The organism is Streptomyces sp. NBC_00154 (assembly GCF_026342835.1).
In the GTDB taxonomy this organism is placed as follows: domain Bacteria; phylum Actinomycetota; class Actinomycetes; order Streptomycetales; family Streptomycetaceae; genus Streptomyces.
Genome location: NZ_JAPEMI010000001.1, coordinates 3,341,447 through 3,364,172 on the forward strand (window position 1 = coordinate 3,341,447; position 22,726 = coordinate 3,364,172).

General features: G+C 66.0%; 17 protein-coding genes and 3 rRNA genes. 8 read left to right on the plus strand and 12 right to left on the minus strand.

Features of this window, described 5'->3' with window-relative positions:
• Positions 1–118 precede the first annotated feature (118 nt).
• The gene (locus OHA03_RS15020) at positions 119–1,876 is read left to right on the plus strand and encodes a SpoIIE family protein phosphatase (RefSeq protein WP_267004359.1); all 1,758 of its coding nucleotides are present in this window, start codon (positions 119–121) and stop codon (positions 1,874–1,876) included.
• 16 nt (positions 1,877–1,892) lie between these two features.
• On the opposite strand, the gene OHA03_RS15025 is transcribed toward OHA03_RS15020, so the two are convergent.
• Positions 1,893–3,191: an MFS transporter gene (locus OHA03_RS15025; protein ID WP_267008055.1), complete on the minus strand. Its 1,299-nt coding sequence runs from the start codon at positions 3,189–3,191 to the stop codon at positions 1,893–1,895.
• Between the two features lie 132 nt (positions 3,192–3,323).
• On the opposite strand from OHA03_RS15025, the gene OHA03_RS15030 reads away from it, so the two are divergent.
• The 4 genes from OHA03_RS15030 (at position 3,324) to rrf (ending at position 9,701) form a co-directional block, all read left to right on the plus strand.
• Positions 3,324–3,881, plus strand: coding sequence for a MarR family winged helix-turn-helix transcriptional regulator (locus OHA03_RS15030; RefSeq protein ID WP_267004360.1), 558 nt, complete (start codon positions 3,324–3,326; stop codon positions 3,879–3,881).
• A gap of 679 nt (positions 3,882–4,560) precedes the next feature.
• Positions 4,561–6,086: ribosomal RNA gene (locus tag OHA03_RS15035) — 16S ribosomal RNA — on the plus strand.
• A 296-nt stretch (positions 6,087–6,382) separates the two neighbouring features.
• Positions 6,383–9,505 (plus strand): 23S ribosomal RNA (locus tag OHA03_RS15040).
• 79 nt (positions 9,506–9,584) lie between these two features.
• Positions 9,585–9,701, plus strand: a 5S ribosomal RNA gene (gene rrf, locus OHA03_RS15045).
• Together the 16S, 23S and 5S rRNA genes form the textbook arrangement of a ribosomal RNA operon.
• A 48-nt stretch (positions 9,702–9,749) precedes the next feature.
• Here rrf and OHA03_RS15050 read toward each other — a convergent pair.
• The gene (locus OHA03_RS15050; protein WP_267008056.1) at positions 9,750–10,568 is read right to left on the minus strand and encodes a GNAT family N-acetyltransferase; all 819 of its coding nucleotides are present in this window, start codon (positions 10,566–10,568) and stop codon (positions 9,750–9,752) included.
• A gap of 91 nt (positions 10,569–10,659) precedes the next feature.
• On the opposite strand from OHA03_RS15050, the gene OHA03_RS15055 reads away from it, so the two are divergent.
• A complete protein-coding gene (locus OHA03_RS15055) occupies positions 10,660–11,220 on the plus strand; it encodes a GNAT family N-acetyltransferase (RefSeq protein WP_267004361.1) in 561 nt (186 codons plus the stop codon).
• Between the two features lie 104 nt (positions 11,221–11,324).
• Here the strand turns inward: OHA03_RS15055 and OHA03_RS15060 are convergent, their stop codons facing one another.
• From OHA03_RS15060 to OHA03_RS15105, 10 genes are all read right to left on the minus strand, one after another.
• Complete coding sequence (locus OHA03_RS15060) at positions 11,325–12,869, minus strand: type VI secretion protein (RefSeq protein ID WP_267004362.1); 1,545 nt, start codon at positions 12,867–12,869, stop codon at positions 11,325–11,327.
• 1 nt (position 12,870) lies between these two features.
• On the minus strand, positions 12,871–14,289 hold the full coding sequence (locus tag OHA03_RS15065) for an ATP-binding protein (protein ID WP_267004363.1): 1,419 nt from the start codon (positions 14,287–14,289) through the stop codon (positions 12,871–12,873).
• Positions 14,290–14,308: 19 nt separating this feature from the next.
• The gene (locus OHA03_RS15070) at positions 14,309–15,859 is read right to left on the minus strand and encodes an SCO6880 family protein (RefSeq protein ID WP_267004364.1); all 1,551 of its coding nucleotides are present in this window, start codon (positions 15,857–15,859) and stop codon (positions 14,309–14,311) included.
• Positions 15,856–17,232, minus strand: a complete 1,377-nt coding sequence (locus tag OHA03_RS15075; RefSeq protein WP_267004365.1) for a hypothetical protein — start codon at positions 17,230–17,232, stop codon at positions 15,856–15,858. The genes OHA03_RS15070 and OHA03_RS15075 overlap by 4 nt, the downstream gene beginning before the upstream one ends.
• Entirely contained in the window at positions 17,222–18,091 is an 870-nt protein-coding gene (locus OHA03_RS15080) for a hypothetical protein (RefSeq protein WP_267004366.1), read from the minus strand. The genes OHA03_RS15075 and OHA03_RS15080 overlap by 11 nt, the downstream gene beginning before the upstream one ends.
• A gap of 188 nt (positions 18,092–18,279) precedes the next feature.
• Positions 18,280–18,594, minus strand: coding sequence for a hypothetical protein (locus tag OHA03_RS15085; protein ID WP_030924923.1), 315 nt, complete (start codon positions 18,592–18,594; stop codon positions 18,280–18,282).
• A 303-nt stretch (positions 18,595–18,897) separates the two neighbouring features.
• Positions 18,898–19,554, minus strand: coding sequence for a DUF402 domain-containing protein (locus OHA03_RS15090; RefSeq protein WP_267004367.1), 657 nt, complete (start codon positions 19,552–19,554; stop codon positions 18,898–18,900).
• 276 nt (positions 19,555–19,830) lie between these two features.
• Entirely contained in the window at positions 19,831–20,082 is a 252-nt protein-coding gene (locus OHA03_RS15095) for a DUF397 domain-containing protein (protein WP_267004368.1), read from the minus strand.
• Positions 20,075–20,263: a DUF397 domain-containing protein gene (locus OHA03_RS15100; protein ID WP_267004369.1), complete on the minus strand. Its 189-nt coding sequence runs from the start codon at positions 20,261–20,263 to the stop codon at positions 20,075–20,077. The genes OHA03_RS15095 and OHA03_RS15100 overlap by 8 nt, the downstream gene beginning before the upstream one ends.
• An 11-nt stretch (positions 20,264–20,274) precedes the next feature.
• A complete protein-coding gene (locus OHA03_RS15105) occupies positions 20,275–21,126 on the minus strand; it encodes a helix-turn-helix transcriptional regulator (RefSeq protein WP_267004370.1) in 852 nt (283 codons plus the stop codon).
• A gap of 213 nt (positions 21,127–21,339) precedes the next feature.
• Between OHA03_RS15105 and OHA03_RS15110 the strand changes: the two genes are divergently transcribed.
• A complete protein-coding gene (locus OHA03_RS15110; RefSeq protein ID WP_267004371.1) occupies positions 21,340–21,801 on the plus strand; it encodes an ATP-binding protein in 462 nt (153 codons plus the stop codon).
• 219 nt (positions 21,802–22,020) lie between these two features.
• Positions 22,021–22,707: an LPXTG cell wall anchor domain-containing protein gene (locus tag OHA03_RS15115; RefSeq protein WP_267004372.1), complete on the plus strand. Its 687-nt coding sequence runs from the start codon at positions 22,021–22,023 to the stop codon at positions 22,705–22,707.
• Positions 22,708–22,726 lie beyond the last annotated feature (19 nt).

Below are 22,726 nucleotides of genomic sequence, written 5' to 3' on the forward strand. Positions count from 1 at the left end.
CGGCCCCCGGTTCCCCCGACCCCGGCGAGAGAGAACCGGTAGAAGAACCGGAAGCAGATCCGGCAGAGGAAGCAGCCCGCCCGAGCGGACCAGACCGACACACGAGGCCAGAAATTCCGTGAACTTCACGCGTTGGAGCGCCCGCCTACCAGGAACGCGCCGCGCCGCCGCCCGGGACGACCGCAGTTCCGTGCCCGCGGCCCGCGCCGAGTACGCCAGGCCCGAGCCCGGGTCCGGGCCGGCGGACGGCGACACCCCCAAGGCCTTCCCCGGGGCATCCGCAGAGATCTCCGAGGAGAGCGCCGGCCGGACCTCCGACCAACTCTCCGGCCCCGCCCTGCTGGAGGATCTCTCCGCCCGCGAGATCCTCGGTCGGCTGCCCGCCCTCGTCGCCCTCGTGCACGGCCCCGACCACCGCATCGCCTACGTCAACGACGCCTACGCAGCCGCCTTCGGCCCCAGACCCACGGGCGCCACCGCCGCCGAGGCGATGCCCGAGCTCGACGAGCTGAGCCTGCTGCCCCTCATGGACCAGGTCCTGCGCAGCGGCACGCCCCGTACGGTCAAGTCCCGCAAGGTCCGCAGCGGCAACTCGTACACCGTGACCTGCACGCCCGTCGCCACGCCCGCCGGTCTCCCCGCGAACGGCAGAAGCAAGAACAAGAACGGCAGGAACAAGGGGAGCGAAGGCGGTGTCCTTTTGTACGCCGCCGATGTCACCGACCACGCCGAAGCGGCCGAGCGCCTGCGTACCAGCGAACGCCGCCACCGCGAAACGGCCGTCACCCTCCAGCGCTCCCTGCTCCCGCAGGAGCTGGAGCAGCCCGACGACCTGCGGATCGCCGCCACGTACCAGCCCGGCGGCACGGACGCGGCGGTCGGCGGCGACTGGTACGACGTCATCACTCTCGGCGCGGGCCGCACCGCCCTCGTCATCGGAGACGTGATGGGCCGCGGGGTGCGCGCCGCCGCGGTGATGGGCCAGCTCCGCACGGCCGTGCGCGCCTACGCCCGTCTCGACCTCCCGCCGCACGAGGTGCTCCAGCTGCTCGACGGTCTCGCCGCGGAGATCGACGCCAGCCAGATCGCCACCTGCGCCTACGCGGTCCACGATCCGAACGAGGGCCGGCTCGTCTACGCCTCCGCCGGCCACCTCCCGATCCTCGTGCGCGACCAGGACGGCACGGTCCACCGTGCAGAGGACCCGACCGGACCGCCACTCGGCACCGGTGGCTGGATCCACACCTCCGGCACGATCGCGCTGCCGCCCGGCTCCACCGCCGTCCTCTACACGGACGGTCTCGTCGAACGCCGCAGCGAGGACATCGACGAGGGGGTCGCCGCCCTGGAGCGCGCCCTCTCCGGTGCCAAGGGGTCCCCGCAGGTGGTCTGCGACCGTCTGATCCGCTCCCTCGGAGTCACGGCCGAACATGACGACGACGTGGCCGTGCTGGTGGTCCAGCACCCCGCCCGCACAGGGACGAACGCGGAGCTTTTCCACAACGCCTCGCTCGATCTGCTCGGCGGCATCGAAGCGGCCCCGCGCGCCCGCGCCTTCGCGACCGGCGTCCTCACGTCGTGGCGCTTCCCGGTCGAGCTGTGCGATCTGGGCGTCCTGGCCGCCAGCGAACTGGTGGCGAACTCCCTCCAGCACGGAACCCCGCCGATGCGCCTGGGCCTGCGCCGTACCGACCGCCGCCTGATCATCGAGGTGACCGACGGCGACGACCACCTGCCGCGCCGCCGCCGCGCCGAACCGGCGGACGAGTCGGGCCGCGGCATCTCCATCGTCGCGACGATCGCCTCGTCCTGGGGCAGCCGCCGCACACCGGGCGGCGGCAAAGCGGTCTGGTGCGAGTTCGCGCTGCCTCGGTGAGCGTCAGCGGGTGAGGTCACCGAGCTGCAGCGGGCTCGGCCACCATCCCGGCCTCCGGCAGTGACACGGCCACCACCCGCGACGGCGTCGCCGCGAGCGAAGGCTGGTCCTGTACGGGGGTGAGTTGGCGGCCCAGCCGCAGCGCGAGCACGGTGATGCCCAGGGAGAACAGCACGAACGTCACGATGTACGGCCCGTGCAGCGAAGCCCCCATCGGCCCGCCCACAGCCGGACCGACCGCCAGCGCAAGCTGCTTGACCAGGGCGAACGCCGAGTTGTACTGACCGACCATCGACTCCGGGGCAAGATCGGCGACCAGCGGGGCCACCGTCGGCGACAGCATCGACTCGCCGAGTCCGAACAGTGCGTACGTCGAGATCATCGCGGCCGTCGCCATGGTCTGGCTGCCGTGCCCGAGCCCCGCGTACCCCGCCACGATCCAGGCGAACGCCCAGATCAGGCCGACCGAGGCGATGACCCGGCTGCGCTTGCGTCGCTCGACCAGCCGCAGCACGACGAACTGCGCCACGACGATGACCGCGGTGTTGGCAGCAAGGGCGATGCCCAGCGTCGAGGGCTCGATCCCCGCAGCCTCGGTGCCGTACGCCGCGAGACCGGACTCGAACTGCCCGTAACAGGCGAAGAACAGCACAAAGCCCAGCACACACAGCTGAACCATGGCCCGGTGCGACAGCAGCGCCTGCAGCCCGCCCTTCGCGGTGGACCCGTCGGTGGGCCGGGCGTCCGCGATCGCAGGAGTACGAGGCATCCGCACCGTCACGGCTACGACGCCGAGCACGATGAACATCGCCGCCTCGATCAGGAACAGCAGCGTGAAGGTCTCCGGCCGGCGCGTGTCCACGATCTGCCCGCCGACCAGTCCACCGATGCCGAGCCCCAGGTTCTGCAGAAAGAACTGCATGGCGAAGGCTCGTGTACGGGTGGTTGTGCTGGAGCACCAGACGAGCATGGTGGCGAGCGCCGGCGACATGACGGCCGTGCCCGCGCCGAGCACGGCCGCCGACAGCACGGCGGTCGTCACATTCGACGAAAGGCCGAGGGCCGCCGCCCCCACGGACGCGACCACGGCGGCGACGATCAGCACCGGCATCGGACCGCGCCGGTCGATGGCCCGTCCGGTGAACGGCAGGACAGCCAGCGCAGCCATGGCGAAGACCGCCAGCACGACTCCCGCCGTACCGGCGCCCAGATCCCGCACCTGCGCCACGTAGACGTACAGATACGGAACGGTGAACCCCACACCGAACGCGCTCAGCGCGCTCCCCAGCTGGATCCGCCGCAGCGCTGCGCCCATTTCCCTGGTCACACTCACCTACCTCAAGCTCACGAAGGACTCACGTCCAAAGACTTCAACAGTAAAGTTAGAGCTTCAACAGTACAGACCGAAGGACTTCGACGCCAATGAAGGCGTGCCATACTGCCCGCCATGTCTGACACCACCGAGCCCTCCGGCCTCCAGGAGCCGAGCCTCGACGAGCAGATCGCGGCCTATCAGCGCGAGTTCCGGGACCTGGACCCCCAGGTCGAGCAGGTCGTCTCGGCCCTCGGCCGGCTGAACCGCCGGATGAACGTCGGCTACGGACGCCAGCTGGCCGACCTCGGCATCAGCAACGCCGAGTGGGAGGTCCTCAAGACCCTGGTCGTGGCGGGCTCCCCCTACCGGCTGGGCCCGGGCGAGCTGGCCAAGCGCCTCGGCCTCACCCCGGCCGCGATGACCCACCGCATCGACCGCATGGCGGGCGAGGGCCTGGTCACCCGGGACAGGGACGAGAGCAACCGGGTGCGCGTCATCGTCGAGCTGACCGACGAAGGCCGTACGAAGTGGCTGGAGGCGATGCGCATGGCGTCCGCCTTCGAGGAGGACCTGCTCCAGGACCTCTCGGGCGACGAGCGCGGCGCCCTCGGCGAGATGCTGATCCGCTTGCTGCGCCGGGTGGAACATGCCCAGCCGGACGCCGGCGGCCGCCTCACCGACCTGGACTGAACCCACGCCGGGTGAGGGGGAAAACGGCTTGACCTGGCGGAGTTGACACACCACCCGTCGATCCGTAAGGTTCTTCGAGTTGTCACGGAGCCGGAACGGTTCTGCGGCAGCCGATCCCGCCGCGAATGCGGCAACCAAAACTCTGCACGATCTCCCACTCGGGACGATTTCGGCATGCCGGAATTCATTTCGAAGGCTCGATTATGAGCCGCCGGGAAAATCCGCTAGAGTTTCGACGTCGGAACGGCCCAACAGCCGGGAAGACAAATCCCGCTGACTGGGAATCAGGCCCGAAAGGATCTGATAGAGTCGGACTCGCCGGAAAGGGAAACGCGAAAGCGAAAACCTGGAAAGCGGAACCCGCTTCGACCGGGAATCGGACACGAAAGAGTCTGATAGAGTCGGAAACGCAAGACCGAAGGGAAAGCCCGGAGGAAAGCCCGAGAGGGTGAGTACAAAGGAAGCGTCCGTTCCTTGAGAACTCAACAGCGTGCCAAAAGTCAACGCCAGATATGTTGATACCCCGGCCTGCTTCGGCAGGTTGGTGGTTCCTTTGAAAGTCCTGCCGGGCCCTTGTGGTTCCGGTAGGCAATTACACAGCGAGGACGCTGTGGACGGTCGGTCTTATTCCGGCTGATCGTCCCGCTCTCGTGATGTGTCTCCCGATTACGGGAAAACATTCACGGAGAGTTTGATCCTGGCTCAGGACGAACGCTGGCGGCGTGCTTAACACATGCAAGTCGAACGATGAAGCCTTTCGGGGTGGATTAGTGGCGAACGGGTGAGTAACACGTGGGCAATCTGCCCTTCACTCTGGGACAAGCCCTGGAAACGGGGTCTAATACCGGATAACACTCTGTCCCGCATGGGACGGGGTTGAAAGCTCCGGCGGTGAAGGATGAGCCCGCGGCCTATCAGCTTGTTGGTGGGGTGATGGCCTACCAAGGCGACGACGGGTAGCCGGCCTGAGAGGGCGACCGGCCACACTGGGACTGAGACACGGCCCAGACTCCTACGGGAGGCAGCAGTGGGGAATATTGCACAATGGGCGAAAGCCTGATGCAGCGACGCCGCGTGAGGGATGACGGCCTTCGGGTTGTAAACCTCTTTCAGCAGGGAAGAAGCGAGAGTGACGGTACCTGCAGAAGAAGCGCCGGCTAACTACGTGCCAGCAGCCGCGGTAATACGTAGGGCGCAAGCGTTGTCCGGAATTATTGGGCGTAAAGAGCTCGTAGGCGGCTTGTTGCGTCGGTTGTGAAAGCCCGGGGCTTAACCCCGGGTCTGCAGTCGATACGGGCAGGCTAGAGTGTGGTAGGGGAGATCGGAATTCCTGGTGTAGCGGTGAAATGCGCAGATATCAGGAGGAACACCGGTGGCGAAGGCGGATCTCTGGGCCATTACTGACGCTGAGGAGCGAAAGCGTGGGGAGCGAACAGGATTAGATACCCTGGTAGTCCACGCCGTAAACGTTGGGAACTAGGTGTTGGCGACATTCCACGTCGTCGGTGCCGCAGCTAACGCATTAAGTTCCCCGCCTGGGGAGTACGGCCGCAAGGCTAAAACTCAAAGGAATTGACGGGGGCCCGCACAAGCAGCGGAGCATGTGGCTTAATTCGACGCAACGCGAAGAACCTTACCAAGGCTTGACATATACCGGAAAGCATCAGAGATGGTGCCCCCCTTGTGGTCGGTATACAGGTGGTGCATGGCTGTCGTCAGCTCGTGTCGTGAGATGTTGGGTTAAGTCCCGCAACGAGCGCAACCCTTGTTCTGTGTTGCCAGCATGCCCTTCGGGGTGATGGGGACTCACAGGAGACTGCCGGGGTCAACTCGGAGGAAGGTGGGGACGACGTCAAGTCATCATGCCCCTTATGTCTTGGGCTGCACACGTGCTACAATGGCCGGTACAATGAGCTGCGATGCCGCGAGGCGGAGCGAATCTCAAAAAGCCGGTCTCAGTTCGGATTGGGGTCTGCAACTCGACCCCATGAAGTCGGAGTTGCTAGTAATCGCAGATCAGCATTGCTGCGGTGAATACGTTCCCGGGCCTTGTACACACCGCCCGTCACGTCACGAAAGTCGGTAACACCCGAAGCCGGTGGCCCAACCCCTTGTGGGAGGGAGCTGTCGAAGGTGGGACTGGCGATTGGGACGAAGTCGTAACAAGGTAGCCGTACCGGAAGGTGCGGCTGGATCACCTCCTTTCTAAGGAGCATCTAGATTCCGCAAGGAATCCAGAGCCACTACGTCGGCAAATGTTCGACGGTGGTTAGCTCATGGGTGGAACGTTGACTATTCGGCACGACAGGTTGTTTTTCACTAGTACTGCTTCGGCGTGGAACGTGAGAGGTGGTCGGTCGTGTCGGGCACGTTGTTGGGTGTCTGAGGGTATGGCCGCAAGGTTGCCTTCAGTTGCCGGCCCCAGTGAACTCGCCCTTAGGGGTGGGGTGATGGGTGGCTGGTCGTTGTTTGAGAACTGCACAGTGGACGCGAGCATCTGTGGCCAAGTTTTTAAGGGCGCACGGTGGATGCCTTGGCACCAGGAACCGATGAAGGACGTGGGAGGCCACGATAGGCCCCGGGGAGCTGTCAACCGAGCTTTGATCCGGGGGTGTCCGAATGGGGAAACCCGGCAGTCGTCATGGGCTGTCACCCGCTGCTGAACACATAGGCAGTGTGGAGGGAACGAGGGGAAGTGAAACATCTCAGTACCCTCAGGAAGAGAAAACAACCGTGATTCCGGGAGTAGTGGCGAGCGAAACTGGATGAGGCCAAACCGTATGCGTGTGATACCCGGCAGGGGTTGCGCATGCGGGGTTGTGGGATCTCTTTTTCACAGTCTGCCGGCTGTGAGGCGAGTCAGAAACCGTTGATGTAGGCGAAGGACATGCGAAAGGTCCGGCGTAGAGGGTAAGACCCCCGTAGCTGAAACATTAACGGCTCGTTTAAGAGACACCCAAGTAGCACGGGGCCCGAGAAATCCCGTGTGAATCTGGCGGGACCACCCGCTAAGCCTAAATATTCCCTGGTGACCGATAGCGGATAGTACCGTGAGGGAATGGTGAAAAGTACCGCGGGAGCGGAGTGAAATAGTACCTGAAACCGTGTGCCTACAAGCCGTGGGAGCGTCGCATGCAAGCTTGCTTGCATGTCGTGACTGCGTGCCTTTTGAAGAATGAGCCTGCGAGTTTGCGGTGTGTTGCGAGGTTAACCCGTGTGGGGAAGCCGTAGCGAAAGCGAGTCCGAATAGGGCGTTTTAGTAGCGCGCTCAAGACCCGAAGCGGAGTGATCTAGCCATGGGCAGGTTGAAGCGGAGGTAAGACTTCGTGGAGGACCGAACCCACCAGGGTTGAAAACCTGGGGGATGACCTGTGGTTAGGGGTGAAAGGCCAATCAAACTCCGTGATAGCTGGTTCTCCCCGAAATGCATTTAGGTGCAGCGTCGTGTGTTTCTTGCCGGAGGTAGAGCACTGGATAGGCGATGGGCCCTACCGGGTTACTGACCTTAGCCAAACTCCGAATGCCGGTAAGTGAGAGCACGGCAGTGAGACTGTGGGGGATAAGCTCCATGGTCGAGAGGGAAACAGCCCAGAGCATCGACTAAGGCCCCTAAGCGTACGCTAAGTGGGAAAGGATGTGGAGTCGCAGAGACAACCAGGAGGTTGGCTTAGAAGCAGCCACCCTTGAAAGAGTGCGTAATAGCTCACTGGTCAAGTGATTCCGCGCCGACAATGTAGCGGGGCTCAAGCGTACCGCCGAAGTCGTGTCATTCCAGCATATAGGGCCAACGCCTGCTGGGATGGGTAGGGGAGCGTCGTGTGCCGGGTGAAGCAGCCGCGGAAGCGAGTTGTGGACGGTTCACGAGTGAGAATGCAGGCATGAGTAGCGATACACACGTGAGAAACGTGTGCGCCGATTGACTAAGGGTTCCTGGGTCAAGCTGATCTGCCCAGGGTAAGTCGGGACCTAAGGCGAGGCCGACAGGCGTAGTCGATGGACAACCGGTTGATATTCCGGTACCCGCTTTGAAACGCCCAGTACTGAATCAGGCGATGCTAAGTCCGTGAAGCCGGCCCGATCTCTTCGGAGTTGAGGGTAGTGGTGGAGCCGACGAACCAGACTTGTAGTAGGTAAGCGATGGGGTGACGCAGGAAGGTAGTCCAGCCCGGGCGGTGGTAGTCCCGGGGTAAGGGTGTAGGGCGTGTGATAGGCAAATCCGTCACACATTAAGTCTGAGACCTGATGCCGAGCCGATTGTGGTGAAGTGGATGATCCTATGCTGTCGAGAAAAGCCTCTAGCGAGTTTCATGGCGGCCCGTACCCTAAACCGACTCAGGTGGTCAGGTAGAGAATACCGAGGCGTTCGGGTGAACTATGGTTAAGGAACTCGGCAAAATGCCCCCGTAACTTCGGGAGAAGGGGGCCATCACTGGTGATTGGATTTACTCCATGAGCTGGGGGTGGCCGCAGAGACCAGCGAGAAGCGACTGTTTACTAAAAACACAGGTCCGTGCGAAGCCGTAAGGCGATGTATACGGACTGACGCCTGCCCGGTGCTGGAACGTTAAGGGGACCGGTTAGCTGACTTTCGGGTCGGCGAAGCTGAGAACTTAAGCGCCAGTAAACGGCGGTGGTAACTATAACCATCCTAAGGTAGCGAAATTCCTTGTCGGGTAAGTTCCGACCTGCACGAATGGCGTAACGACTTCTCGACTGTCTCAACCATAGGCCCGGTGAAATTGCACTACGAGTAAAGATGCTCGTTTCGCGCAGCAGGACGGAAAGACCCCGGGACCTTTACTACAGTTTGATATTGGTGTTCGGTTCGGCTTGTGTAGGATAGGTGGGAGACTTTGAAGCAGCCACGCCAGTGGTTGTGGAGTCGCCGTTGAAATACCACTCTGGTCGTGCTGGATGTCTAACCTGGGTCCGTGATCCGGATCAGGGACAGTGTCTGATGGGTAGTTTAACTGGGGCGGTTGCCTCCTAAAGAGTAACGGAGGCGCCCAAAGGTTCCCTCAGCCTGGTTGGCAATCAGGTGTTGAGTGTAAGTGCACAAGGGAGCTTGACTGTGAGACCGACGGGTCGAGCAGGGACGAAAGTCGGGACTAGTGATCCGGCAGTGGCTTGTGGAAGCGCTGTCGCTCAACGGATAAAAGGTACCCCGGGGATAACAGGCTGATCTTCCCCAAGAGTCCATATCGACGGGATGGTTTGGCACCTCGATGTCGGCTCGTCGCATCCTGGGGCTGGAGTCGGTCCCAAGGGTTGGGCTGTTCGCCCATTAAAGCGGTACGCGAGCTGGGTTTAGAACGTCGTGAGACAGTTCGGTCCCTATCCGCTGCGCGCGTAGGAATATTGAGAAGGGCTGTCCCTAGTACGAGAGGACCGGGACGGACGAACCTCTGGTGTGCCAGTTGTCCTGCCAAGGGCATGGCTGGTTGGCTACGTTCGGAAAGGATAACCGCTGAAAGCATCTAAGCGGGAAGCCTGCTTCGAGATGAGTATTCCCACCCCCTTTGAGGGGTTAAGGCTCCCAGTAGACGACTGGGTTGATAGGCCAGATGTGGAAGCCCGGCAACGGGTGGAGCTGACTGGTACTAATAGGCCGAGGGCTTGTCCTCAGTTGCTCGCGTCCACTGTGTTAGTTCTGAAATAACGAACGGCCGTGTTGTTGCCCGGTGTTGGTTAATTTCATAGTGTTTCGGTGGTCATTGCGTTAGGGAAACGCCCGGTTACATTCCGAACCCGGAAGCTAAGCCTTTCAGCGCCGATGGTACTGCAGGGGGGACCCTGTGGGAGAGTAGGACGCCGCCGAACAATTATTCCGGGAAAGCCCCGCACCTCTGGTGCGGGGCTTTTCTGCGTTTACGGGCCGGCCGCTACCCGCCGCGGCGACCATACATAAGGGGTCGTGGTGGTGACTGCGTGAAAGCCCAGGCGGCGCAGGATCGGTGCGCTGTCGCTGGACGCGTCCACTTGCAGATACCTGACTCCGCGGGCTGCTGCGATGTGGGCGCGGGCGGCGACCAGAGCGCGGTAGATGCCCCGTCCGCGCCAGGCGGAGAGTGTCGAACCGCCCCACAGGCCCGCGAATTCGGTGCCCGTGCGGAAGACCAGCCAAGCCGCGGAGACGACCTCGCCGTCCGCCTCGGCGACCAGGACGACGAGGTCGTCCGGGGCAGCAGCGACGCGGCCCGCCAGGTCGTCACCGATCATGGTCAGGTCCTGACCCCAGACAGTCGTTTCCAGTGCTGCAATGCGGTGCATGTCCGCGCGTTCCGTGACCTGGAGGAGTACAACGCCGTCCGGGAGTACGGGCGGTGATGCCATGTCCTTGGCGGGGCCGATGAGGACGGTCTCCTCCGCCTCCGCTGCGAAGCCCGCGGCGCGCAGGCGGTCGGTGAGGTCGGACGGCAGGTCGTGGCCGCGTATCTTCCACTCCACCGCCTCGCCCCGGGCGGCGAATCGGTCACGCTGACGGGCGATCAGTGCGTCGAGTTCGGCCCCGCGCACCTGCACGTCGCGCGGGGCGCTGATGAAGCCGCGGAACTGGCCGACGGTCCGGGTCAGGGGGCCGTCCTGTTCGTAGGTGACCCCCGATGGAGGGGTGGGCGGCACACCCCTCATCTGCTCGTCATAGGCCGAGAGCAGGCCGGCCATCTCGTCGTCGATCTTGTCATCCATGTCTGTCACGGGAGTAGACGGTACGAGCCGAGGTGCGGGGCGGGGCAGGAATTCGATTGCTGGGAGACACGGGGAGGGGCAGGATCCGTGTATGAACTATGCGATTCGGGCCGTACGCGCCGAGGAATGGGCGCTCGCCAAGGAGCTCCGGCTCGCCGCTCTGCAGGATCCTGTGGCGCCGGTGGCTTTTCTGGAGACGTACGAGCAGGCCGTGGCCGAGCCCGACGAGTTCTGGCAGGGCCGCACGGCCGGTGGGGCCGAGGCCAGTGGTGACGAGGTGCGTCAGTTCGTCGCCGAGGCGCCCGACGGGAGCTGGGCGGGGTCGATCACAGTGCTGGTCGAGCGGCCGGACGATGATCTGCGTTTCGGTGAACCGGCCAAGGTCCACCAGGCTCATGTGGTCGGTGTGTTCGTGAGGCCGGAGGCGCGGGGCGGCGGACTGGCCGAGCAGTTGTTCCGGGCCGGGGTCGAATGGGCGTGGTCACTGGGCGAGCCGCGGATCGAGCGGGTGCGGTTGTACGTGCACGAGAACAATCCGCGGGCCGCTGCCTTCTACCGGCGGTTCGGCTTCGCACCGAGCGGGGAGACCGTTGCCGTACCGGGCGATCCGACGGCGCTGGAGCTCGAGTACGAGATCGTCCGCCCTGTCTGACGTCTGCAGTGCTGGTTCGGCCCGCTGTCGCCCCGGACCGGATTCGGCCGGTTCAGGGGCTGCCGTCTGAAGTCCCGGTCCTGGCCGCAGGTCCGGCCACCGTGTTACGGCTGGAGCGGGGACGTCCAGCGGGCTCGGGCCTGCTCCTGCGAGCGGAGCAGGACCAGCGTCGGCAGGGCCTGGTCCTGGTTCGTCGAGACCAGCTCCGGGAGCTGAGGGAGAGGCGCCACAGCCGCGACGTCGTCGAGGACGAGCGTCATTGGTGGGTCGAGCCGACCGTCGGTTGACCGTGCGGCCATGCGGCGGCCGTGCTCGACCACGTGTGAGGCGAGGGCGGTGAGCAGCGGCATCGCACCCGGTCCGGAGCGAGGATCCTCGATGGGTTCACCGACCACATAAAGAGTGCCCCCTTCGCCCGCAAAAGATTCCAGCGCGAGTGAATCGGATCGGTTCGGCATGCAGGCGTCGCGGATGTGGACCGAGGAGAGTGCGGCGAACGCCCGTACCGTCAGCTCCTGTGCCATCTCCCGGCGTTCGGGATGGCCGGTGAGCGCGGACTCCAGCAGGCCGGCGAGTCCGGAGGCGGCCTTGGTGTGGGTGCGGAGGAGTCGTACCGGTTCATGGGCGTTGCCACCGAGGGCCCAGCGGTGGACCTGGCGGAACGGCCGACCGTCTATGGCGGCGGCGTGCAGCCAGCACTGGAGGAGGGTCTCCGCGGTCTCGGCCGTCATCGCGTCGATACGGGCCTGCGGCCGGACCGGGGCGAGGAGGGCGATGGCGCGGGCGGCTGCGGTGTCCGGTGCTTCGCACCCGGCCGTGGGGGACCAGTGGAGGCGGGCCGGGGTGTCGCAGAGGTGGCCCGGGTCGTAGACGAGGACCGGGCCGAGCTTGGCGCGGGCGTCCTTCGTCTCCTCCCAGACGGTGGAGTCGGACGTGACGACGAGGGCGGGTCCGTCGGCCTCCCGGATGGCCTGCACGACGGTGGGGCGACGGGTGGCGGCCGGGCCGTAGACGACGAGGGGCGTGCGCGGGGAGGGGACGACCGGGGTGAGGGGGAGGAGCTCTGTCCGGGGGGCGGCCTCGGTCGGCGCTTCTGTTGCTGTGGCAGTGGTCGCGGGGGCCGGCTCAGGGGCAGGGGCAGGGGACGGCATCGCGGGGGCGGTTGCTTCCACCGCTTCCACCGCTTCCACCGATTCGACCGCGGCGGGCTCTGCGCGCTGAGTGTGCTCCGCGTAACGCTCGGCATGACGTTCCTGACGGCGCTCTTCCCGCCGACGTGCGCGTACCACTCGCCAGCGGGTCACCACGCCCATCACGAACACCGTCAGCACCATGAGCACCATGAGCTCGCCGATGAACAGGCCCCAGAACAAGCCGTATCCGGAGAGCTCGCCCGCCGGTGTGCCGGGCCAGGCGGCGGTCATGTCGTGCGGGGACGCCGCCAGCCGGCGCATGGCCAGTGGGGTCTCGGTGAAGGTGACGCCCTTCGGCCAGGCGCCGTGCGTGAACAGTCCGGACAGGCCGGTGGCCGTCCAGACGAGGATCGTCAGCCCGAGCAGGAAGCCCAGCAGGCCGACCAGCAGACCGTCCGGGACACCGCCGGTGCCGCCGGTGCTCGTCCCGGTCCGCTGTTCTGTGCGTCCTGCCATGTCATGCCACCGTTGACTCGGACGACTCGTTCAGTCGTTGCTGGTGCTCGATGCGTGCCGCGCGCTGCTCCGCCTCCAGCTCCGCGGCTCGTACGTCCTCCGGCAGGAGATCTGCGGCCGAGGACTCGGTCATGGCGCGGTCGGTGTAGACGAGGGGGCGCTCCGCCTCGGTGATCAGGTGTTTGACGACCTGGACGTTGCCGTTGACGTCCCATACCGCGATGCCGGGGGTGAGGGTGGGAATGATCTCGACCGCCCAGCGGGGCAGGCCGAGTACGCGCCCGGTCGCTCTGGCCTCGTCGGCCTTCTGCGCGTAGATCGTCCGGGTCGAGGCCATCTTCAGGATCGCCGCGGCCTCGCGTGCCGCGGCCCCGTCGACCACGTCGCTGAGGTGGTGGACCACGGCGACGAACGACAGGCCCAGCCGTCGGCCGAACTTCAGGAGCCGCTGGAAGAGTTGGGCGACGAACGGGGAGTTGATGATGTGCCAGGCCTCCTCGACCAGGAAGATGCGTTTCTTCCGGTCGGGCCTGATCCAGGTGTGTTCCAGCCATACGCCGACGATCGCCATCAGGATCGGCATGGCGATCGAGTTCCGGTCGATGTGCGACAGGTCGAAGACGATCAGCGGAGCGTCCAGGTCGATGCCGGCCGAGGTCGGGCCGTCGAACATGCCACGCAGGTCACCGTCGACCAGCCGGTCCAGGACGAGGGCGACATCGAGGCCCCAGGCCCGTACGTCGTCTATGTCGACGTTCATCGCCTCGGCGGACTCGGGCTCCGGGTGGCGCAGTTGCTCGACGATGTCGGTGAGCACCGGCTGCCGGTCGTTGATCGTCTGGTTGACATAGGCGTGCGCGACCTTCAGCGCGAAGCCGGAGCGCTCGTCGAGGCCGTGGCCCATCGCGACTTCGATGATCGTACGGAGCAGGGCGAGCTGACCGGTCGTGGTGATCGAGGGGTCGAGCGGGTTGAGCCGGATGCCGCCGTTCAGGGCCGCGGTCGGGTCGAGCCGGATGGGGGTGAGGCCGAGCTCCTGGGCGATGAGGTTCCACTCGCCGACGCCGTCCTCGCCCTGCGCGTCGAGGACGACGACCTGGCGGTCGCGGAACCTGAGCTGGCGGAGCACGTACGTCTTCTCCAGCGCGGACTTGCCGTTTCCGGACTCCCCGAGCACGAGCCAGTGCGGAGCGGGGAGCTGCTGTCCGTACAGCTGGAAGGGGTCGTAGATGTAGCCCTTGCCGGAGTACACCTCGCGGCCGATGATCACGCCTGAGTCGCCGAGGCCGGGGGCCGCGGTGGGCAGGTAGACGGCCTGGGCCTGCCCGGTCGAGGTTCGTACGGGCAGCCTGGTCGTCTCCACCTTCCCGAAGAGGAAGGAGGTGAAGGCATCCGACAACGCGGACAGAGGATCTCGCATGGCGTGACTGCCCTCTCGGTTAGCGACGGATGCCGGTGGCGAACGGCAGCGTGTTCACAAAGGCGCGGTGGTGCTCGCGGTCGCACCACTCCAGCTTCAGGTACGACTTGCCGGCCGAGGCACGGATCGTCCGCTTGTCGCGGGCGAGAGCCTCGGGTGATCGCGACGACACGGTGATGTACCCCACGAGATTCACGCCCGCCGCGCCGCTCGCGAGATCTTCACCCCGCTGGTCGAGCCTGCCGTGGGCGGCGATGTCGCGCGGGTCGACGGTCCGGTTCATCTTGGCCTGGCGGCTCGCCTCGGCCTCGTCGTTCGTCTTCTCCGTGAGCATCCGCTCGATGGCGACCTCGGTGGGTTCGAGGTCCATGCAGACCGCGACGGTACGGATGACGTCCGGGGTGTGTACGAGGAGAGGGGCCAGGAAGTTGACGCCGACGGGCGTCATCGGCCATTCCTTCACCCATGCCGTGGCGTGGCACCAGGGCGCGCGGGTCGTCGACTCGCGGGTCTTGGCCTGCAGGAACGTCGGCTCGACGGCGTCCAGCTCGGCGGGCCAGGCGTTGCGCTTCGTCATCGCCTGGATGTGGTCGATGGGGTGGTCGGGGTCGTACATCGAGTGCACGAGCGAGGCGAGCCGGCTCTGGCCGAGCGGCTGGCGTACCCGGATGTCCGCTTCGGCGAGGCGGGCGCAGATGTCGGTCAGTTCGCGCGCCATGACGACGGCGAGGCCCGCGTCCCGGTCGAGCTTGCGGCCGGCCTGCGGGCGGGCGGCGCGGGCCATGGCGTTCGCCTCGGCGGCCAGTTCGCGGTTGAAGTGCATGCAGGCGACGAGGTAGGCGCGGTGCTGTTCGCTGGAGGTGGAGACCATCGACTGGAGCTGGTCGTACGACTCCTGCAGCCAGCCCGGGGCCGCCTTGTCGCCGCGCTGGGCGACGTCCTTGGCGTGTGCGTCGGGGTCGGCGGGGAGGGTGCGGGCCAGCATCTGAATGCGGGTCACGAAGCCGTCGCCGTTGGCCACATGCTTGAGGAGTGTGCCGAAGCGGTCGACCAGCGCCTCCTGGTCCTCGCTGTCGCGCAGCCCGACGCCGGGCCCCTCGATCTCGATCGCCGCGGTGACGGTGCGGCGGTCGGCGTGCAGCAGTACGGCGATCTCGTCCGGGCCGAAGGGCGCGGCCAGCCAGTTGATCCGGCCGATGCCGGGGGGCGGCCCGATCTCGACCTCGCGGCCGTCGGCCCGTACGCCGGCTTCCATGACGGCGGAACGGTACGTGGTGCCCCGGCGCAGGGACCGCTTGAAGCTGCGGTTGATCTCAAACCATTTGTAGAAGGTGCGGTGCTTGTACGGGACGTACACCATGGCCAGCGCCATCAGCGGGAAGCCGGTGAGCAGCACGATCCGCAGGGACAGGACGGGGACGATCAGCCCGCTCATCATGCCGAGGAACGCGCCGACGATGATCAGCGCGATCTCGCCGGTCTCGCGGTTCTTGCCGACGATCGCGTTCGGCCGGGCCCGGCCGATGAGATACGTACGGCGAGGCGTGACCGGATGGGACTGGGTCGTCAACGCCCTCCACCTCCTGTGCGGTTGTTACCTGAGTTGCCTGTACCGCCGCCTCGGGTGGCGCGGCTGCTGTGTGGGGTGCCCGAGGTGGGTCCCGATCCGCTGCGGGGCGGAGGTGCGGCGGAGGGGACAGATCCGCCGCCGACCCCGCTCCCGGCGCTGTTACGGGAGCTGTGCGCGGCAACTCCGCCGCTGACCGGGTTGGCGGGCCTGCCACCACTGTTGCCGCCGCCCTGTCCACCGCCGTCTCCGCCGCTGCGGCTGCTGTGGGTCTTGATGCCCTGGGAGACGAGAGCGGCAGGGGAGCTGATCAGGGCGGCCGCCTGGGCGCCGTCGGTGGCCTGCTTACGGTTGGTGCGGGCACCCTGGATCTCGTCGCCGAAGCCAGGGACGAAGCGGTAGATCATTGCCGAGGCGAAGATTGCGAGCAGGATGATGGCGAGGCCGGAGACGACGGCGGAGAACGCGTTCGGTCCGCCGTCGGAGGAGAGCGCGCCGGCCAGCCCGAGCACGATGACGATGACCGGCTTCACCATGATCACCGCGATCATGATGCCTGCCCAGCGGCGGACGTGGCCCCACATGTTCTTGTCGACGAGACCCGAATAGACGACTACGCCGAGCAGGGCGCCGACGTACAGAAGGGCCGCCCGGATCACGAGTTCCAGCCAGAGCACGCCCGCGGCGAGGATCGACACGAGCGAGACGACGATCAGCATGATCGGCCCGCCGCCGATGTCGGAGCCCTTGCTCAGCGCCTCGGCGAACGACCCGAAGAAGACATCGGTCTGCCCGCCGGAGGAGGACGCGATGACGTCGGTGACCCCGTCGGTCGCCGAGACGACCGTATAGAGGATGAGCGGCGTGAACGCGGACGCGAGCACGGTCAGCCAGAGGAACCCGACAGCCTCGGAGATCGCGGTGGCCACCGGAACGCCACGGATGGCGCGCTTGGCGACGGCGAGCAGCCAGAGGACGAGGGTGAGCACGGTGGAGGCGGCGAAGATGACGGCGTACTGCTGCAGGAACTTGGGGTTCGTGAAGTCGACGTTCGCAGTGCCTTTGACTGCGTCGCTGAGCTTGCCGACGATCCAGGCTGCGGCGTCGGCGCAGCCGCGGGCGAGGGAGGACAGGGGGTCGAGGGCGTTGGCGGCGTCGTCGGGGGAGATGGTGCTGGGGCTGCCGGCGTCGCCGTTTTCGCAATAGTCCCTGGCCGGGCCGACGATGAGGCTGCAGTTGTCCTTGGAAGGCGAACCCGACGGCGTGGGCGACGGCGAAGGTGCCGCGGCAACACGGGTCGCCAGGATCACCATCGTGGCCTGGACGCCGGCCAGGACCGCACCGATCTTGACTAGGTGGCGTGGACTAGCGGGCATAGGTGAACCCTCCGTACTCCTCGACAGCCTTGGCGATCTCGTCGGCGTTGGAGGCCGTACGGTCGGTGTTGACTGGCGCCGGACCCTCCTTCTGGGAGAAGCTGTCGACCTTCCAGTCGTCGGCTTCCCACTGGAGTTTCAGCGTCATGGTGAACCAGTCGTTGCTGACCGGGTTTTTCGAGCTGACACCGGCGGTGCCGAATACCCCGGTGCACCACACCTCCACGGTGGTGGAGTTGGCCGAGGACTGGGTCACTTTGGTTCCGACAGGAGCGGTTCGCGAAACGTAGGTCATGCCCGCGGCGGCGTTGCCGTCTTCGTCGAGACCGACCTTGTCGAGGAAGTTCTTGTTGTACGCCTCATTGAACTTGGCTTCGAGTTCGTCGACTCTGCTCGCGACGAAGACCTGCCGTACGATCGCGGCACGCTCGACCGGCTTGAGGATGTCGGCGGACACGAGGGCCACCGAGTAGTTCGCCGCCGCGCTCTGCGCCCCCTGCTCGTCATGCGCGAACCCCGACGCGATCGCGCCGTTCTTCCCCGTCACCGGCTTCGTGCCCGTCGCCGCGGTGGGGGCCGCCCCCGCCTTGTTGCCTCCGCTCCCGCCCGAGGAGCCGCTGTCGTCACCGCCCCCGCCCCGGTTCGCGAACGCGATAGCCGCGACGAGCAGAACGACCACGCCGACCACCGTGATCAGGGACCGCGAGCTGCGGGCCGGGCGGCGGCTGCCGTAGCCGTCGCCGCCTGTGCCGTCGGCGAATCGGGTACGGGTCTGGCGCGTACCGCCGAGGGTGCTGTATCCATCATCTGTACGGCCCGAGCGCGAATCGCTGCCGTAGCCGTCGTCGCCGAGACTCATGCCGCGTAGGCCCCCTCAACCATGTGCGATTCCGCGTGGTACGACGGTAGCCGTACTGGTTCCCGCGTGGGCGCGGTGTGGTGACTCGACATCAGGGAGACGCAACCTTTGTCGGTGGGCACGACGGACGGGTGGTGTGGGAGCGGAACCGGGGCGGGGACGGCGCACCCGGGCAGGCTGACGGGTGGTTAGATGGCCATGCCGTAGACGATGGTGAACAGGGTCCCCAGCGATCCGATGATGAACACACCGGTCAAACCGGCAACAATCAGACCCTTGCCCTGCTCCGCGCTGAACGTGTCGCGCAGCGCCGTCGCGCCGATGCGCTGCTTGGCCGCTCCCCAGATGGCGATGCCGAAGCAGAGCAGGATGGCAACGGCCATGACGACCTCGATCATCACCTTGGCTTCGTCGCCCAGGGCTCCGAACGGCCCCCACTTGGGTGCGATGCCGTTGATGATGGTGCTGATACCGCCCTTATCAGTGTCAGCTGCCAGGACCATGTAAGTCACCGCCCCTGTTGGGTAGTTCACTGCCCCTGCCACATGGCACGGGTCGCTCTCTATCTTCGCTGATGAAACCGTCCTGGTACGACGACTTGGCGGCTCTCTTTCATGGGATCTCGCACGTTTGACCGGTCCGACCGCCCTGACCTGCGGATCGAATCCGTGTGTGACCACATATATATGGTTACTCTGTGTATCACGGAGGGTGACCCCGGGCAACGATCGGCATCCCGCCACCCTGGCCGAGGCCACCTTCCCTTCCGTAACTGCACCCATCAGAGCAGGCAGTTTGAGGGGTGGTCAGAGAATGGGGCGGCGGGGACCTGGCGGACGGGGCGGTGTCGTCCAGGTCCTCGGCGGCCGGAAGTCGCACCAGGAGCCGTCGAAGGGAAAGGTTCCGGCCTCGGCGAGCCGTGCGACTCTTGTGCCCTCGGCACGGATGGCTGCCGCTTCATCGGCCGACCAGTAGACGGGGTGGCCGGTCTTCTCGGCGAAGGACTCCTCGTCCTTCCACTGCCACGACCGGTCCGGAGCCACATTGATGTCGAGCTCGTGGTCGGCGATGTCGATGTCGTCGCCGTGGTGGACGCGACGCTCCAGATTCACGTACCAACCACGGAACTTCCCCCTGCGGCCGAAGAGCCAGAGTACGGAATGCGCGGCGCCGGTGGGCTGGTAGAACAGGGCGCTGCCCATCGGCCAGCGGCCGGGGACCACCGGGTATCCGGCGGCGGGTCGGTCGTCCGGGGCGATGTCGCGAAGATGTGCGCCGCCCGGGAGCTCCGTTCGCCACATGGGCGCGCCTGTCTCCATCCACACCAGCTGGCCCTCGTCCGTGCGCTCGACGAGGCGTACGGGTACCGAGGCACTCAAGTGGCCGCCGATGAAGAAGTTCCAGTGCAGAATCCGGCCCGGTACGTCTTCCGTGATGTTTATCGAGCGCGCGAGACGGTTCATGGATCAGTCCTTGCTGCCGGGGCCTGACGGTGGCGATGTGCTCTGTTGTGCCCGGACAGCAGCGAGTTCAATGCGCGGACGGGTTCGTTGCGTAGTGAATATGCGCTGGTCGGACGAACAGGGAACAGTTCCGGAGACGCAGCCAGTGGGTGGCGCATTGCCGTCAGGAGAAGTAACGCTCCTGGTTCCACCGGTACCCCTTGCCGCCGGGACTCGGCGATCGGACACGGGCACGCTGCCACCCGGCAAGCTGTCCGGCAGGCCGGCGCCGAGCAATCAGGACGGCTCGGCCGGGCCCTGGTTGTCGAGTGCGGCGAAGTGGTCGAACTCGCCGGCCACGACGCCCTTGGCGAAGGCCTCCCATTTTGTCCGGGTGGTCGTGACGATGTTGGTCGGGTCGTTGGTCTCTCGAAGGTGGACGAGCCCGTCGGGACCGAAGGCGAGCTCGATCCAGGGGCCGGGGCCCTCTTCGCCCTCGGGGGCAGCGCGGACCCAGGTGAGTTCGGCGGGAATCGCCCGGTCAGTCATGGTGCGCGGTGTCCTTGACGGTCCGGATGAGGGCGGCCCAGGCGGTGGGGGTGGTGCGGAGTATCGCGCCGGTGGGGTCGCTGCTCTCCATGACATTGATCGTGTCGTCGTGGGCGGCGACGTGCACGCAGGACTCGCCCTGTCCGCAGTACGACGACTTCTGCCACTGGTACGAGGGCATGTTGGGTTCCTTCACAGGTCGTTGACCAGGCTATGGATGAAGTCACGGGACTTGTCCGGTGTCAGCGCGACCGCCTCCATGCGGGCCAGGAGGAGGCGGTAAGCCTCCAGCTCCGCCTCGGCGTCCACCAGAGCGGGGCCGTGCGACTGGTCCAGGGAGACGGTGTCGAGTCGGGGTGCCGATCCGTGTACGTACAGGATTGTCTGACCTGATCCGGGATAGGCGCCGATGGCGAACGGGATCACCTGGATCGTGATGTGCTTGCGTTCGCTCTGTTCCAGTAGATGTCGGAGCTGGGCCTTGGCGACGGTTGTGCCACCGACCGGTACGCGGAGTGCTGCTTCGTGGATGACCGCTTGGTACGGCGGGGAAGCTGTGCGGTCGAGGATGGCCTGGCGCTGGAGCCGGTGGCTCACTCGGTGCTCGATGTCCGAACGGGAGAACTCGGGTACGACCTGCCGAAAGATCTCGCGAGCGTGGTCCGTGGTCTGGAGAAGGCCCGGGATGTGGGAAGTGTTGGCGGACTGCAGTCCGGTTGCGTGGTGCTCCAGTTCCGCGATGTCCAGCAGGGGAGCAGGCAGGACTTCGCGGAACGTCTCCCACCAGCCGGGTGTGCGCTCCCCGGCGAGATCCAGCAATCCCTGGATGTAAGCAGTGTCTGAGCAGCGATAGTTGCGAGCCATGGCACGCAGTCGCTCCGGACTCACGCCGAAACGGCTCGCCTCGATGTTGCTGAGCTGGGCCTGGCTGATGCCGAGCAGGCGCGCGCCCTCAGTGGCGGTGAGTCCTGCGCGATCCCGCAACCTGCGCAGTTCTGTCCCGAGGCGTAGCCGCCGGACGCTGGGTGTGCCTCTGAGCGCCATGCGTCAACTCTCCCTGTTGGACACAGTGGTGAAGGCGTCACTCACACGAGTGCTTCTCTCAAGCAATTGTCGATCTGGCAAATACTTTATGCGGTGAGCCGCTAGCTTGAGGTCCAGGCCACCCGCCCGGAAGTACCCCGCTCGACGGAGCGGCCTCGTCACCGGGCAACCAGAAACGCACGATCCAACTTCCCTCCGCGATCGGAGACTTCCATGGTTCCGGCCACCGTAACGTCGCCCTGGACGTACACCCTGCAACTCCCACAGGATCCCCGTGCCCCCGGCGTAGCTCGCACCACCCTCCGTACCGTCCTGCGCGTGCACGGCATGAGTGAGCTCACCGAAACTGCCGAACTCCTGGCGAGCGAGCTGGTCACCAACGCGTACCTGCACTCCGAGGGCCCGTACTCCCTACGTCTTCGCGATGCCGGGCGGCATCGGATCAGGCTGAGCGTCTGGGACACCAACCCGCACATCCCGGCACCGTTCGAATGGAGCGCGGAGGCCCCGGCGGAGCTCGTCGAACGTGGGCGTGGGCTCTACCTCGTGACCCTCTGGGCGGACAGCTGGGGCGCGCACCCGATGCGCGGCGGCCTGCCGGGCCAGGGCGGGAAGCTGCTGTGGGTGGAGTGCGCAGCGAAGGCGGACGCGTACCCGTTGCCCGACTCCCGGTAGGGCTGTGTCGGTCGGAGGCCCGGACGGTGCAGGGAGAGGCGGCGGCCACGCGGAGTCTTGGAGCCCAGGGGCCCCATGACCAATCGTTATGCGGGACTAATGGGGTGAGCGATTCCCTCTATGACAAAAGTGATTTGAGGTGTCTTGACGGGCTACTGAGGCCGCAGGAAGCTGAGCCGCCCCCCACGGCAACCCTCCTCCTTCACCGTTGGACTGCCCATGCGCTCGCTTGTTTCCGCCAGCACGCTCACGGTCGCCGTGGCCGCGACCCTGCTGCTCGCCCCTTCCGCTCACGCCACCGCCCCCGGCGACAACGGCACCGTGAAGATCCACGACGCCACGACAGGTGAGGAGCTCCGTAAGAACGAGCCCCACGTGTGCACCTTCTATCTCGACGCCTTCAAGTTCGACGGCGGCCAGCAGGTCGACTGGCACATCGAGGCGTGGGCCCCGACCGCCGACGTCAAGGGCGAGACCGTGAAGTCCGGATCGCTGACGCTCGACGGCGACGGGCATGGCCGTACGCAGGACCTGTCCCTGCCCGACGGCCACTACAAGTTGTTCTGGGAATTCGACGGCGAGCACGGCCGCGCCAAGCACAAGGTCTTCTGGACCGACTGCGAGGACGACACCCAGCCGGGCGGAGGCCGACCGTCAGTGTCCGCCACCCCGTCCGGTCCGGTGCAAGAGACCGCGAGTCCCACGTCGTCCGCTCCCGCCGGCACTGTCTCGACGTCCCCGGCTTCGGGTTCCTCCCCTTCGTCGTCACCGTCCGCGCAGGGTGACGGCGACCTCGCGGAGACCGGTAACGGTGCGCCCGTCGGCCTGCTGTCCGCGGCGTCTGCCGCGCTCGTCGCGGCCGGTGGCTACCTGGTGTTCCGCCGCCGCAAGGCACAGCAGCAGTGACGCGTCGGTGCCCCGGCTC